Annotated in this window: 12 protein-coding genes; 10 read left to right on the top strand and 2 right to left on the bottom strand. The window is 66.0% G+C overall.

What is annotated here, in order from left to right; translation table 11 throughout:
• Window positions 1-34: 34 nt before the first annotated feature.
• Window positions 35-1,861 carry a hypothetical protein gene (locus QUE25_RS06710; protein ID WP_286268364.1) on the top strand — a complete coding sequence of 609 codons (1,827 nt, stop codon included), beginning with the start codon at window positions 35-37 and terminating at the stop codon, window positions 1,859-1,861.
• Between the two features lie 38 nt (window positions 1,862-1,899).
• On the opposite strand, the gene QUE25_RS06705 is transcribed toward QUE25_RS06710, so the two are convergent.
• Window positions 1,900-2,025 carry a hypothetical protein gene (locus QUE25_RS06705; protein ID WP_286268363.1) on the bottom strand — a complete coding sequence of 42 codons (126 nt, stop codon included), beginning with the start codon at window positions 2,023-2,025 and terminating at the stop codon, window positions 1,900-1,902.
• Between the two features lie 100 nt (window positions 2,026-2,125).
• Between QUE25_RS06705 and QUE25_RS06700 the strand changes: the two genes are divergently transcribed.
• The 9 genes from QUE25_RS06700 (at window position 2,126) to hydA (ending at window position 12,398) form a co-directional block, all read left to right on the top strand.
• Window positions 2,126-3,676 carry a M28 family peptidase gene (locus QUE25_RS06700; RefSeq protein ID WP_286268362.1) on the top strand — a complete coding sequence of 517 codons (1,551 nt, stop codon included), beginning with the start codon at window positions 2,126-2,128 and terminating at the stop codon, window positions 3,674-3,676.
• A 182-nt stretch (window positions 3,677-3,858) separates the two neighbouring features.
• Complete coding sequence (locus QUE25_RS06695) at window positions 3,859-4,308, top strand: HIT family protein (RefSeq protein WP_286268361.1); 450 nt, start codon at window positions 3,859-3,861, stop codon at window positions 4,306-4,308.
• A 242-nt stretch (window positions 4,309-4,550) separates the two neighbouring features.
• The gene (locus tag QUE25_RS06690) at window positions 4,551-5,834 is read left to right on the top strand and encodes a hypothetical protein (protein WP_286268360.1); all 1,284 of its coding nucleotides are present in this window, start codon (window positions 4,551-4,553) and stop codon (window positions 5,832-5,834) included.
• A gap of 238 nt (window positions 5,835-6,072) precedes the next feature.
• Window positions 6,073-6,720, top strand: a complete 648-nt coding sequence (locus QUE25_RS06685; RefSeq protein ID WP_286268359.1) for an MASE1 domain-containing protein — start codon at window positions 6,073-6,075, stop codon at window positions 6,718-6,720.
• A 69-nt stretch (window positions 6,721-6,789) separates the two neighbouring features.
• Window positions 6,790-7,716 (top strand): energy-coupling factor transporter transmembrane component T family protein, encoded by a 927-nt coding sequence (locus tag QUE25_RS06680; RefSeq protein WP_286268358.1) that lies wholly within the window; start codon window positions 6,790-6,792, stop codon window positions 7,714-7,716.
• Window positions 7,713-8,558 (top strand): energy-coupling factor ABC transporter ATP-binding protein, encoded by an 846-nt coding sequence (locus QUE25_RS06675; RefSeq protein ID WP_286268357.1) that lies wholly within the window; start codon window positions 7,713-7,715, stop codon window positions 8,556-8,558. Before QUE25_RS06680 ends, QUE25_RS06675 begins: the two co-directional genes overlap by 4 nt.
• A complete protein-coding gene (locus QUE25_RS06670) occupies window positions 8,555-9,412 on the top strand; it encodes an energy-coupling factor ABC transporter ATP-binding protein (protein ID WP_286268356.1) in 858 nt (285 codons plus the stop codon). Before QUE25_RS06675 ends, QUE25_RS06670 begins: the two co-directional genes overlap by 4 nt.
• Before the next feature lie 2 nt (window positions 9,413-9,414).
• Complete coding sequence (locus tag QUE25_RS06665) at window positions 9,415-11,001, top strand: N-acyl-D-amino-acid deacylase family protein (protein ID WP_286268355.1); 1,587 nt, start codon at window positions 9,415-9,417, stop codon at window positions 10,999-11,001.
• A complete protein-coding gene (gene hydA / locus QUE25_RS06660; RefSeq protein WP_286268354.1) occupies window positions 10,998-12,398 on the top strand; it encodes a dihydropyrimidinase in 1,401 nt (466 codons plus the stop codon). Before QUE25_RS06665 ends, hydA begins: the two co-directional genes overlap by 4 nt.
• 23 nt (window positions 12,399-12,421) lie before the next feature.
• Here hydA and QUE25_RS06655 read toward each other — a convergent pair whose 3' ends face one another.
• Entirely contained in the window at window positions 12,422-13,186 is a 765-nt protein-coding gene (locus QUE25_RS06655) for a GntR family transcriptional regulator (RefSeq protein WP_286268353.1), read from the bottom strand.
• Between the last annotated feature and the right edge of the window lie 54 nt (window positions 13,187-13,240).

Raw genomic sequence — 13,240 nt, 5'->3', positions numbered from 1 at the left:
AACCGGGTCACCTCCACCTTGTTAAGGACTGCTCATGGCTGTGTCGTCTGCTGACCAACGCCGGTTGGCACCATGGCCGCGCTTCGGTTCCGGCGCCCTGGAGACAGTCCACGTCCGGCGGCTCATCGACGTCGTCAACGCGCGGCTCTACTCGGCCGATCATCGCGCCTTGCTGTTGCTCAAATGCATGATGTCCAGCGAGCTCCCGGCCCATCTGTACGATCAGGCCGCCGAGGCGATCCTCGGCTTCCGCTACTCGATGCTCGAGTCGGGCAGCGATTCGATGACGCTGTGGACGGAGAGTCACCAGGTCACCGCGGCGGTTGCCGAATATCTGGCCGGGCAGCTGTACCCCACGCGCATCTTCAGCAATGACGGCCGCTCGGGTGCTCGCCATCAGCGAGCCGCGCAGGCGCAGCTGACGATCTGGCTGTCGGACCGCTTCCGCTTCGGCTTCAGCGAGTGGCTGTCCAGTACCTACTACGCCTACGACCTGGCGGCGCTCGCCCTGCTTGTCGATCACGCGGCCGACGAGGCGTTGGTCGAACGGGCCACGATGGTGATGGACATCGCGCTGCTCGACCTGGCCCTGCACAGCTTCAACGGCCGGGTCGTCCCGTCGATGGGACGGGCCTACACGGAGCAGATCATGCATCCCGAGACCGCCGAGATCGCGCCGATCTGGGCGAGCGCCTTCGGGCAGGCCCCCGACATCGACGTCGACAAGGTGACCAGTCTTTTTCTCGCTCGCGAGCGTTACGAGGTGCCGGCGGCGATCTGCGAGCTGGCGACCTGCCAGCCGGAGCGCCGGGTGCTCAGCTCACACGGGCTGGATGTCGAGGAGGTGCGCGACGAACTGCGCCGCCATCCGTTCCACCCCCGCAGCCAGAGCCTGGATCTGATTCGTTTCTGGTGGGGTCAGCAGGCGGTCACCACGCCGGAGACCATCGTCGACTCGGCGCGGGCCATGCGTGTCTTCGATCTGCAGAACTCCCGGATCCTGGCGCCCATGCGCCGCTACATCAAGCTGCCGAATCCGGTGCTCATTTCGACTCTGCGGACGATGAACCCGATCACCAGCGGAAAGGCGCTGAACCGCGCCAACGTGCAGACCATCAGGACGAGCAACTACCAGCTGAGCAGCGTTCAGCGTTACCGGCCGGGCGGTTTCGGTGATCAGCAGCACATTTGGCATGCGTCGTTGCCCGGGGATATCGAGGTCTTCGGGACGCACCCCGGGTCGTCCCAGCTGAACCTGGAGAACCGGCCGGCCACTCCGAGCAACTGGGAGGGTAATGGCATCAATCCCGATGTTGCGCAGCACCACAACGTCCTGCTCGCTCAGTACAACCTGCACGAACGCAGGGGCCGTTTCGAGGGGCCGCGCCAGGAGCTGGTGCACATTCACTTCCCCTTCGTGCAGTTCGACCAGACCCGGTTGGGCGCCGGTTGGGCGGCCGGACGCCGTGGCCGCGGCTACATCGGCATCCTCGGTACGCACACTTTCGAGCTGATCAGCGAGACCGAGATCGTCCAGCGCGGCCAGCACACCGGATACGCGGTGCTGGTCGGCGATGAGGAGGAGCACATCTCGTTCGCGGCGTTCCTGGAGCAGCTGAAGCAGTACCGGCTGCGGCTGATCGGTGATCGTCTGACGTTGACGAGCCCTTTCGGGCGTTTCGACCTGACCTGGGGCAAGGATTTCAAGGTCAACGGCCAGATCATCGATTGCGATTATCCCCGCTATGACGCGCCCGGGGTCCAGGTTCCGCGCAATCCGTCGGAGATGACGGTGACCGGGACCAAGCATCGGTTGCGGCTGGATTGGGCGAGTGGCGTCCGGGAGTCGACCGCTCTCTAGCGCATTATTCGATTATTACTAGATAGTCGTAGATCGCGTTACAGCTCGTCGGTGGCGGCAGCCCAGAGCTCGGCCTCGGCGCGGGCTCGTCGATGGCCCTGCCAGCTGAGGAATCCGAAGACCAAGGCGACGATGGCCAAGATGGTGAGGAATGGTCGCTTCATGGATTCCAGAGTAGTTCGGTGGCCGGCACCGCGTTCTCACTCCCGTGCTGACCGGCGGGCTAGTCTGGGCCCAATCTCTCGGCTGGATGCGGAGGACCCGATGATTCACTGGCTTCGGATCGGCCGGGCGGCGCTCGGCATCGGCGTGGCGTTCGTGCTGGTGTCCTGCGGCGTTCCCGGTGACGCTGGTTCGGACGCCGGACCGCGCTCGGAGCAGCCGGCGCCCACTGCCGCGCAATCCGCGTCCGGGGAGACTGCCGGTGCCGAACTCGCCGCGAAGGTGAGCCAGCAGGATCTGGTCGCCGCGCTCGCCCAGATCGAAACCCTGACACTCGACGCGAGCGGAAGCCGCGGGCCTGGCAGTGCCGGCTATCCGGCCACCGCCGGGTGGATCGAGAACCAGCTTGTGGCGACGGGTTTCTATGATGTCTACCGGCAGGACTTCACCATCCAGATCCCGCACCCCGGCGACTCGCAGTTGACCGATGCCGGCGGCCGGGTGATCAATCAGGCGCCGCTGGGCTTCTCGCCCGGCACCCCGGACGAGGGCATCACCGGTGTGCTGGTGGCCGCGACCGACGGGCACGGCTGCCGGGCCGCGGACTGGCCGTCCGAGGTGGCCGGGCAGATCGGCATCGCCGAGCGTGGCGGATGCAGCTTCGCGGACATGAACCGGGCGGCATCCCAGGCCGGAGCAGCCATGATGATCGTCACGAACGACCGGTCCGGCGGGCTGTACGGGACGCTCGGTGGCCTGCGGGATGGTTTCATCCCGGCCACCGGGGTCACCTCGTCCGAGGGCAACCGACTGCGCACCGCGATGGCCGCCGGTGAGGTGCAGCTGAGCTTCACCTTCGCGCAGAACATCGAGTCGCACCCCACCTACAACCTGTTCGCCGAGACGAAGTCCGGAGATGCCGCCAACGTCGTGATGGCCGGCGCACACCTCGACAGTGTCCCGGAGGGGCCGGGGATCAACGACAACGGTTCGGGATCGGCGATCCTGCTGACTACGGCATTGCAGATGGCCTCCGGGCAACCGCCGGTCAACAAGGTGCGATACGCATGGTGGAGCGGTGAGGAGCTGGGGCTGCTGGGTTCGGCGCATTGGGTGAACACGATGGTTGACTCCGACCCGCAGACGATTCAGCAGATCGCTGCGTACCTGAATGCCGACATGGTCGCCTCTCCGAACGGAGTCATCGGTGTCTATGACGGCGACGGTTCGGACTTCCCGGACGAGACCCTTCCCGCCGGGTCGGGTGAGGTGGAGCAGCTGTTCACCGGCCGCTTCGACTCGCTGTCCCAGCCCTGGGTCCCGATTAGGATGGGCGGCTCGTCCGATCACGCATCTTTCATCAACTCGGGGGTGCCGACCGGCGGCCTGTTCACCGGGGCGGGCGACCTGAAGACGCACGATGAGCAGGCGGTCTTCGGTGGGACGGCCGGGCAGCCGTACGACCCGAACTACCATCAGGCCGCCGATGGCCTCGCGAACGTGAATCAGGATTTCTTGGGGATCAACGGCAAGGCGTCGGCCTATGCGATCGGTCATCTCGCCTGGGACACCTCGATCGTGAACGGGAGCGGTAGCGGCAACTCGGGGGTACCCGCCAAGGCTTCGAGTTTCGGATACGCCGCCGCGGTCTAGCCGACGTGTCGACCCCTGTTCACCGGCTGTTGGCGAGCGGTTCTCCCAACGGTCATCCACCACGCCGCGCACAGCGAGCAGGCGAGTTGTCCACAGTGCTTCTCCACATATCCACAGGACTCGGCGGTTGTCCACATCGCCGGCCGGTGACGTGGCCGGGGTCGACGTGCCAGCATTGAGTCATGTCGACAGTCTTCACCAAGATCATCAGCGGCGAGTTTTCAGGGATGTTCGCGTGGGCGGACGAGGTCTGCGTGGTCTTCGCCACCATCGAACCGATCAGCGACGGACACATGCTGGTCGTGCCGCGCCAAGAGGTGGTGGCTTTCACCCAGGCCGATGATGCCCTGCTGGCCCATCTGATGAAGGTCGCCGCGATCATCGGGCGCGCTCAGGAGCAGGCCTTCGAGGGTTCGCGGGCCGCGCTGATCATCGCGGGCTTCGATGTGCCGCACCTGCATCTGCATGTGATCCCGGCCTGGGGCGAGGCCGAGTTGACCTTCGCCAACGCCAACGGCGACGCCACTCCCGATGAGCTGACCGCGGCCACCGAGCGGCTGCGCGAAACCCTGCGCACCCAGGGCCACGCCGCCAACGTGCCGGTCGAGATCGGACGCCCCGACCTGGCCTGAGCCCTCGTCCGCGTCCCGCGCGGACTCCCCGCGCGTCCCGGGAGTTGCTCGCCGTGGAGCAGATCGACGCGAGCATTTGGAGTTGTGACGAGCGAACTGGGGCGGTGGACGAGGTGCGGGGACGGGTGGGCCCCCGGGGGTGAAACACAAGTGTCACGACCTTGAAACTCGCAGGGGCTTGTTTGGGACGCTGCGACAAGGGACGATTCGAACGTGTCGCGCCAACAGCTGGGGACCGAATGATGTTCGATCGGTCCCCCGAGCCCAGGATCCTGACCACCGTCCGCCCCACAGCGGTGACGGTGGGGTGGGGTTATGAGCCATTGCGCTTCGGGCGAGGCCTGCCGATGTCAGGTTTCGCAGCGCGCAGAGATCATTCGGCGACGGCACTGACACCCGGGCCCGAAGCTATCGCGATGGCTGTCGGTGACGAGGTGATCGTCGCTCTTGATGTGATCGGGGTCGACCGGGAACTCGCCGACATGATCACCGAGTCCGCTCGGCTGCCGAACGACGTGATCCTCACCGCGACTCATACCCATTCCGGTCCCGGAATCCTGCCCGGACGACTGGGTGCGTGCAGCGAGGAGGCCCGGACGCTCGCCGCGAACGCCGCCGCCACCGCCGCCCGGCGGGCACTCGACTCGGCCGGCGGCTGCACACTGGAGTGGCTGGAGCCGGCGATGCCCGGTCTGGCTCATGACCGCCGACGCCGCCGGGTGGCCTGGGACGCTCAGCTGCGCGCGCTGCGCTGGAAGTCCGGCGGATATGTGACCGGCTACCTGGTGAGCTATCCGTGCCATCCATCCATCATCGGTTCGACCAACACGCATCTGTCGCCCGACTATCCGGGCTATCTGCGCACCAGGATTCAGGAGGCCACCGGCTGCCCGGTCATCTTCCTCACCGGGTGCGCGGGTGACGTCAACGCCGGCTATTCGGAGCGTGCGTCCAGCCAGCGCAATCACGACATCGGACGCACCCCCAGCGACGCCGACCTGTTCGGCACCACCCTGGCCGAGGCGCTGCTGGCGGGACGCTGGCAGCCGGTCGACATGTCCGCCGGAGTAGCGACCAGGCGCGCCGACGTCGACGCCTGCCTGGTTCCGATCGATATGGAAGCCCCGGCTCAGCTCCGAAGGCAGTGGGAACGCGAACTGCGCACGGCCGAGGGCGAGGCGCGGGGTCTGCTGAAGCAGTGGATCGCCTGGTCCGACAAGCCGGGAGCCGGACGCCAGGCCGACTATCGCCTGCCGGTCGCCCGGATGCAGCTCGGGGATGTCTCGCTGGCCTTCCTCCCCGGCGAGCCGTTTCTGGCCGCCGACCGTGAACTGAGCGCCGGCTCCGAGTCGCGGACGATCGTGAGCGGCTACTACCTCGACTGCCCGGGCTATCTACCCGACGCCGCGCAGTATCCGCTGGGCGGCTACGAGGTCACCGACGCTCACCGCTACTACGGGATGCCGGCCCCATTCGCCCGCGGGACCCTGGAATCGCTTCTCGCCGTTGTGCGCGGTCTGGCGTAGTCCACGCCCACGGCGCCGGCAGCTCGTGCGCTCGTCCGTTCGTCCGCTCGTCCGGACGCTCACTCGCTCGACCCGCAAACCTCACCCCCGCTGCCCGCAGATCGGCCGGGGCGCTTTTACGGGATCGTCACAGTTGCGTAACCCATGCCGCAGACTGGCGTGATTCTATCTTGTTAGTTCTCATACAACTTCCGGTCTTCGGGCCGGGACCCACGAACTCAAACAAGAAAGGGCTGACATGTCCTCCAGCACTGCCACCAACGCCCCGACGACCGACGCTAGCCCGCGCGAGAACGTCTGGGCGCTTCGGCCCGGCGAGGTCCGCAAGCCAGGCCTTCACCATTTCGTCATGACGGCGCTGTTCACCGGCATCGGTATCGTCGTCGGCACCTTCGGTAGCCTGGCGATCCCGCTCGGCTACATCACCGCCTTCTGGCCCGGTCAGGCCATCCAGACCGTCGGCGGCATCTGGTACGGCGGCTGGGGCGGCATCGCCGGCGCCGTCTTCCCGATCCTGTCGAATGCGATCGCCGGATCGGCTCCGCTGCCCGTCTCACTCGCCTACATTCCCGGCAACCTCGCCCAGGCCGTGGTCGGCGGCATTGCCTTCCGGCTCCTCAAGGCCGATCCTCGCCTGAAGTCCGGGCGTGACTGGATGGTCTTCACCGTCTTCGGCATCATCGTGTCCAATCTCATCGGTGCCGCCTGGGGTTGCCTCGTGCTTCTCGGCTTCGGCCTGATCACCCCGGGCGCCTTCCCCGTCACCTTCATCGGCTGGTTCCTCGGCAACTCGATCGCCTCGTGGGTATTGGGCGCCGTGATGTTGAAGTTCATCTCGCCGATCGTGCTGAAGAGCAAGGCCTTCGTGAAGCGCGTCTGGGCCTGATCCGCCGAGGCCACGCCTCAGCAAGCTCATCCGATCCACCAGTCCACACCGCACCAGGGAGCCGAGCACATGACATCCGTCGCCGTCAGCGCGCCACCCGTCCGGCTGGTCGCCACCCCAGCCAGCACCAAACCGTCCATGCAGAAGACGATCATGGGCTATGTACCGTCCGCCTCGCCGATGTACCGCGTGCATCCGGCGACCCGGCTGGTCATCTATCTGGTCAGTTCGCTGATTCCGTTGTTCATCGAGCGCCCGGAATTCAACCTGGCGGTGATCGGCTTCACGTTGGCGATGTTCTCGCTCGCCAACGTGAGGTTGGGCAGGCTCAAGATGTTCCTGCCGATGCTGGTGACGGTCTTCATCATCCTCAACCTCACCTATGTCGTCTTCCCACGGGAAGACGTCTCCACGGTGGCCTGGCAGGTCGGGCCGCTGACCGTGCACGCCGAATCCCTGCTGTGGGCGTTCTGCACCTACTGCCGGATCGTCGCGTTGGTGCTGGCGTCCATCTTCTACTTCAGCACCAATCGCGAGAGCGACATTCTCGTCGGTATGCGGACGCTGGGCACCCCGTTCGTTGTCTCGTACTTCATCGGGTTGGCGCTGCGCTCGGTCGGCATCTTCCTGGAGGACTACGCGGTGATCAAGGAGGCCGAGATCGCTCGCGGCCTCGACACCCGCGACCTCAGCCTGGTGGGCAAGGTCAAGCATTTCGCGATGAACCTGATTCCGCTGTTCTCGTTGTCGATCAGGCGCAGCGAGGACATCTCGATGGGTCTGTTCGCCAAGGGGGTGCGCATCTCCAACAAGGTGAACGGCAAGCCGCGGCCCGACTGGCTGCGGCAGCGCTTCACCATGGGCGCCCTCGACTGGACGATCATCGTGCTGCTGGTCGTCGCACTCGTCGCGATCGCGGTCATCTCGTTCGCCACGCCCTGGTTGGGCTTGGACGCCTCGGTCTTCCAGGCACTGATCCCGGGAGGCCGGGCATGACCGAGGTGATCGCGATCAAAGACCTCAGCTGGTGCTACGGCGACTCCGAGCACAGGGCCCTCGACGGGGTGAACCTGACCCTGAACAGCGGCGAGTTCGTCGGCATCGTCGGGCCCAACGAGTCGGGCAAGACCACCCTGGCCGCGGCGATGAAGGGCATCATCCCGCAGAGCTTCAACGGGGTCTACCTCGGCAGCGTCGATCTGTTCGGACGCCCGATCGTCGACTACGACGCGGCAGAATGCGCAAGCCTGGTCGGATTGGTCTTCTCCGATCCGGACGCACAGTTCACCACTATGAGCGTCGAGGAGGAGATCACCTTCGGCCTGGAGAACATCGGCCTGCCGATCGATGTCATCGGTGAACGCCTCGAATGGGCCTGCGAGCTGGCCGGGTTGCAGCGGCTACTCACCAAGTCGCCGTTCGAGCTGTCCGGCGGTCAGAAGCAGCGGGTCGCGATCGCCGGCGTGCTGGCGATGCGTCCCAAGGTGATCATCTTGGACGAGCCCACCTCGATGCTCGACCCTGTCTCGAAGGCGGGGGTCTTCGCCCTGCTGGCCCAGGTCAAGAAGATCCTCGACCTGACCGTCGTGGTCATCGAGCACAACCTCGAACAGCTGGTCGAGGTCTGCGACCGGATGATCCTGCTGCAAGACGGCAAGATCGCGGTGGACGCACCACTGGGTACGTTCTTCCAGCAGATCCCGGCATCGGCACGCGATTCGATCCGGGTGCCCGGCACCGTCACCTTCTTCGACCTCATCTCGTCCGCGCCCGGGCGTGCCCCGGTGCGCCTCGACGAGGTCACTGCCGCCTGCAATGAACTTCTGGAGACAGCATGAGCGAACCAATCATCAGGGTCGACCACCTCGGGTACTGCTATCCCGACGGCACCCAGGCACTGGACGACATCTCGATCTCGATCCAGCCGCAGGAGATGGTCGCGCTCATCGGCACCAACGGCTCCGGCAAGACCACCCTGTCGAAATGCCTCAACGGCATCCTCAAGGCGACCTCAGGTTCGGTACTGGTCGACCGGATCAAGGTGGACGCGGGGCTGCGCTCGTCCAAGCTGATCAGCTCAATCGGATACGTCTTCCAGAACCCCGATCATCAGCTGTTCAACAACAACATCTACGACGAAATCGCCTACGCACCACGCAACCTCAAGCTGTCGGCCGATGAGGTCGATCACCGGGTGCGCGAGGCCGCCCGCATCGCCGGCATCGGCGAGGAACTGTTCGGTGAGCATCCCTTCTTCCAGACCAAGGGCATCCGGCAGCGGATCGCGATCGCCTCGATCCTGTCGCTGCGTCCCAAGGTGATCATCGTCGACGAGCCGACCACCGGCCAGGACTACCGGCAGTCGCGAGAGGTCATGGAGTTCTTGCGCGAGCTCAACCGGGAGGGCCACACCATCATCGTCATCACTCACGACATGGACATCGTCGCCGAACACACCGACCGGGTCATCGCCATGACCCACGGCAAGGTGATCCTGGACGGCCCGACCCGCGACGTCCTGACCAATACCGAGGTCATCGCCGAGGCCGATCTGCTGCCCCCGCTGGTCACCCGGCTGGATCAGCGGCTGGCCGGCCCGCAGTTCAGCGGTCAGGCGCTGTTCCCCGACGAACTGCTGGCCGAGTGGAACGCACGCTCCGCCATGCCGACCGCTGCCGAGATAGGACGCTGAGCATGGCGGCTGATCTGGTAATCCGCGGAGCCGACGTTCATACTCCCTCCGGATTCATCCCCGCTGATGTCGTGGTCATCGACGGCCGGGTCGATGGCCTGGTCTCCCGAGGCGCGACGGTGGCCGACGCCGAGACTGTCTACGGTGACGGCTGCTGGCTGACTCCCGGGTTCATCGATCTGCATGCGCACAGCGCGCTGCGCAGCTTCGATGAACCGCAGATGGCCGCGAAGGTCTCCCAGGGCTTCACCACCCAATTGATCTGCCCTGACGGTCTGGGGCCCGCGCCGGTGGACGACGCCCATGTCGCCGCCCGCCGGGACTACCTCGCCGGCCTCGAGCCGAGTTCACTGGTTGCGTGGAGTTGGCGCAGCTTCGACCAGTACCTCAGTGTGCTGGACGCCAGCGCCCCGGCCACCGATCTGATCAGCTGCGTCCCGCACAGCGCGATCCGCCAGGTCGTGATGGGCGATGGCGACCGCGACGCCACCGGCGAGGAGCTGCGCCAGATGCAGGCGCTGACCGATGCGTCGCTGGCTGCCGGCGGCGCGGCGGTGAGCTTCGGAATGATCTACGCACCCGGCATGTACGGCAGGGGCCGCGAACTGCGCGCCTTGGCCTCGGTGGCCGCCAAGTACGGCGTCCCGTTGGTGCCGCACGTGCGCAACGAAGCCGGCGAATCGCTGGCCGCGATGAGCGAGTTCATCGACGCCTGTCGCGAGACCGGGGCCCGGCTGCACATCTCGCACCTCAAGCTGATCGGCAACGAGGACCTGCTCGATCAGCTGCTGGGATTGCTCGAGGCGGCAGCCACCCAGATCGACCTGACCGTCGACCAATACCCGTACGGTGCGGGCTCGACTCTGCTGACCGCGCTGCTGCCGCCCTGGGCCATGGCCGGCGGCCCCGAGGCCGCGCTGGCCCGCGTCCGGGATCGTGCCGCGCGCCGCGAACTGGCCGCGGACATGCGCCACGGGCTGCCCGGCTGGGAGAACCTCTACGGTTCCTGCGGTGCCGAGAACGTAACCATCACTCAGGCCACCGGCCTGGACGAGGTCGTCGGGCACACGGTCGCCGAGGCCGCCGAGATGCTCAAGTGCGAGCCTGCGGATGCGGTCGTCGAGATCTGCGCCCGGACAAGCCTGGACGCCGCGATGATCGACCACTATTCGACCGAGCGGGTCGTCCACGAGATCTACCGGCGTTCGGGATCGCTGCTCTGCAGCGACGGGGTCTTCAACCCGTCGCCGCATCCGCGGTTGTACGGGTCGACCGGACGATTCCTGGGTCGTTTCGCTATTCGTGGCGGGTTGGCTTCGGCCACCGATGCCATCGAGCGAATGAGCGGACGCTCGGCTGCATTGCTGGGATTGACCGACCGTGGCCATATCGCCCCCGGTCAGCGCGCTGATCTGGTGCTGCTGAATCCGCACGAGTTCATCGACACTGCGACGTTCACCAATCCGTGCAGCTATACCGCGGGAGTCTACGGAGTATGGGTGGCCGGTCAGCAGGTGTGGACGGGTCAGTCCTCCACAGCTGCCAGGCCAGGACGCGTCATCCGCATCGGGAAGGAGAATCTGGCGTGAGCACCATCATTCGGGGAGGCACGGTCGTCGGTCCGTACGGGTCGGCCGTCACCGATCTGCGGATCGACGGTGAGCAGATCACCGCGCTCGGCGCAATCACGGAGACTCCCGGAGACCGGCTGATCGACGCCGGCGGCTGCCTGGTGCTGCCGGGCGGCATCGACACTCACACCCATCTCGATCTGGCCACCCAGGGCACCACGACCGTCGACGATTTCAATACCGGCACCCGCGCAGCGGTGCTCGGCGGCACCACCTTGGTGATGGATTTCGCGACCGCGCAGAAGGGCGAGACGCTGGCCCAGGGACTCGCCAACTGGCAGGCCAAGGCCTCCGGTAAATCGTGGTGCGACTACGCCTTTCACATGGCGATGCTGGAATGGCCCGCCGGGCGTGCCGACGAGATGGCAGCTATCGCGCGTCAGGGCGTGACGTCGTTCAAGATGTACATGGCCTACCGCCCAGCCATGATGGTCGAGGACGACGAGATCTTCCAGGCGCTGCAGGCGACCCGTAGCTTCGGTGGCACGATCGGTTTCCACGCCGAGAACGGCCGACTCATCGACGAACTGACCCGGGAGAGGGTCGCGTCCGGCCAGACTCATGCCTACTACCACCAGCACACCCACCCGGTTGAGGTGGAGCGCGAGGCGATCAGCCGGCTCGCCGCGATCAGCGAACTTGCCGGCAATGTGCCGTGCTACGTGGTGCATCTGAGCAGCAGGGACGGGCTGACCGAGGTGCTGCGCGCGAACCGGCGCGGGGTGCCATTGAGGGCGGAGACCTGCCCGCAGTATCTGCTGCTGGACGCCAGTCGCTATGGCATGGCCAACGGAGACGATCTGGACGAGGTCTCCGGCTATGTCATCAGTCCGCCGCTGCGTGAGGTCGCCGACCAAGATGTACTGTGGCAGGCGGTTTCCGACGGGTCGGTGCAGTTCATCGGCACCGACCACTGCGCCTTCAACGTGCACGGCCAAAAAGATGCCGGCGGCGACGACTTCCGCTCCATTCCCAATGGCGCTCCCGGAATTCAGCTGCGGATGGAGCTGCTCTACACCTATGGTGTCGAGCCCGGACGCATCAGCCTGGAGCGCTATGTCGAACTGAACGCGACCAACGCGGCCCGCTACTTCGGGGTTCATCCGCGCAAGGGCATTCTCGCGCCTGGGTCCGACGCCGATGTGGTGATCTACGACCCGCGGGGCACCCGCACGGTGCACCAGACCGATCTCGACGAGAACGTCGACTACACGCCGTACGAGGGTTGGCGGATCTCCGGACGCGTCCGCGATGTCTTCGTCCGGGGCTCGGCCGCCGTGCTCGACGGTGTCGTGGTCGGAGATCAATCGGGGCAGTTCATCGCCTGCGGCCCCAGCGATGGGGCGATCCGATGAGCGTCATCGCCCATCGTGACCGCTCACAGCGAATCGCGGTTGCGCCGGAAGGAGAATTCGAAGGCACCGGGCAGCATCCACGATTCGCTGCGGTCGACCAGGTCACCGTCTCGATTGCAGGTCAGCTCGTTCATCTGCAGGGCCGGGCTGCCGGGTGCGGCGTCGACGTGCTGCGCGAGTGCGGCGGTGACCAGCACGGGTTCGAGCCGGCAGTCGGCGAACTGTGCGAGATCACGCTCGATGAGAATGTCGAGCACCGATCCGGTGCGCCCGAACTCGCGGACGAGCAGTTCTCGTCCCAGCACCTCGTCCGGGACGTAGTCGATGATCCAGGCGACTCGCTGACCATGGCGAGCTTTGGCTCGCGAGACCCGGGCGAGGTTCTTCCGCTGATGGGCGGGGAACGCGTCGCGTCGGGCGTCGTCGTCGGGGCAGTCCTCGATGATCAGGTCGACCGTCTCGAACGATTCGCCGGCCTGGTCGGCGTAGGTATCGAAGGAGACCAGCCGGGTCAGATGGGAAGCGATGGTCTTCGCGCGGGGCAGCACGATCGATCCCGAGCCGCGACGGGTCTGAATGAAGCCCTGCTCGGCCAGCGACTGCAGTGCCGATCGCACCGTCACCCGGGACGCGGCGTAGGTCTCGCACAGTTCTGCTTCGGACGGCAGCTTCTCGCCGGTAGGTATCTCTCCCGACAGAATCAGATCGTCGAGAATCGCATTGCGGATCTCGGTTTGCAGCAGCATGCGCTGCCGGATCCGAGCGGCGTGTGGTTCGCGACTGTCCATGACTCTCCTCGCAGCTTGCGGGTCCCCGCAGCGTTCGGGGGATCGGGGGCAAGC

It is taken from the genome of Brooklawnia propionicigenes, assembly GCF_030297015.1.
In the GTDB taxonomy this organism is placed as follows: domain Bacteria; phylum Actinomycetota; class Actinomycetes; order Propionibacteriales; family Propionibacteriaceae; genus Brooklawnia; species Brooklawnia propionicigenes.
The sequence above is the reverse complement of the archived record's forward strand: the minus strand, read 5'-3'. Positions and strand labels throughout refer to the sequence as shown.

What these genes read in the sequence shown, in the direction of transcription:
- QUE25_RS06695 (WP_286268361.1), top strand. Translation starts at nt 3,859, where the DNA reads ATGTCGACAGTCTTCACCAAGATCATCAGCGGCGAGTTTTCAGGGATG.
- QUE25_RS06710 (WP_286268364.1), top strand. Translation starts at nt 35, where the DNA reads ATGGCTGTGTCGTCTGCTGACCAACGCCGGTTGGCACCATGGCCGCGC.
- QUE25_RS06690 (WP_286268360.1), top strand. Translation starts at nt 4,551, where the DNA reads ATGTTCGATCGGTCCCCCGAGCCCAGGATCCTGACCACCGTCCGCCCC.
- QUE25_RS06705 (WP_286268363.1), bottom strand. Translation starts at nt 2,025, where the DNA reads ATGAAGCGACCATTCCTCACCATCTTGGCCATCGTCGCCTTGGTCTTC.
- QUE25_RS06655 (WP_286268353.1), bottom strand. Translation starts at nt 13,186, where the DNA reads ATGGACAGTCGCGAACCACACGCCGCTCGGATCCGGCAGCGCATGCTG.
- QUE25_RS06675 (WP_286268357.1), top strand. Translation starts at nt 7,713, where the DNA reads ATGACCGAGGTGATCGCGATCAAAGACCTCAGCTGGTGCTACGGCGAC.
- QUE25_RS06680 (WP_286268358.1), top strand. Translation starts at nt 6,790, where the DNA reads ATGACATCCGTCGCCGTCAGCGCGCCACCCGTCCGGCTGGTCGCCACC.
- QUE25_RS06665 (WP_286268355.1), top strand. Translation starts at nt 9,415, where the DNA reads ATGGCGGCTGATCTGGTAATCCGCGGAGCCGACGTTCATACTCCCTCC.
- QUE25_RS06670 (WP_286268356.1), top strand. Translation starts at nt 8,555, where the DNA reads ATGAGCGAACCAATCATCAGGGTCGACCACCTCGGGTACTGCTATCCC.
- QUE25_RS06685 (WP_286268359.1), top strand. Translation starts at nt 6,073, where the DNA reads ATGTCCTCCAGCACTGCCACCAACGCCCCGACGACCGACGCTAGCCCG.
- QUE25_RS06700 (WP_286268362.1), top strand. Translation starts at nt 2,126, where the DNA reads ATGATTCACTGGCTTCGGATCGGCCGGGCGGCGCTCGGCATCGGCGTG.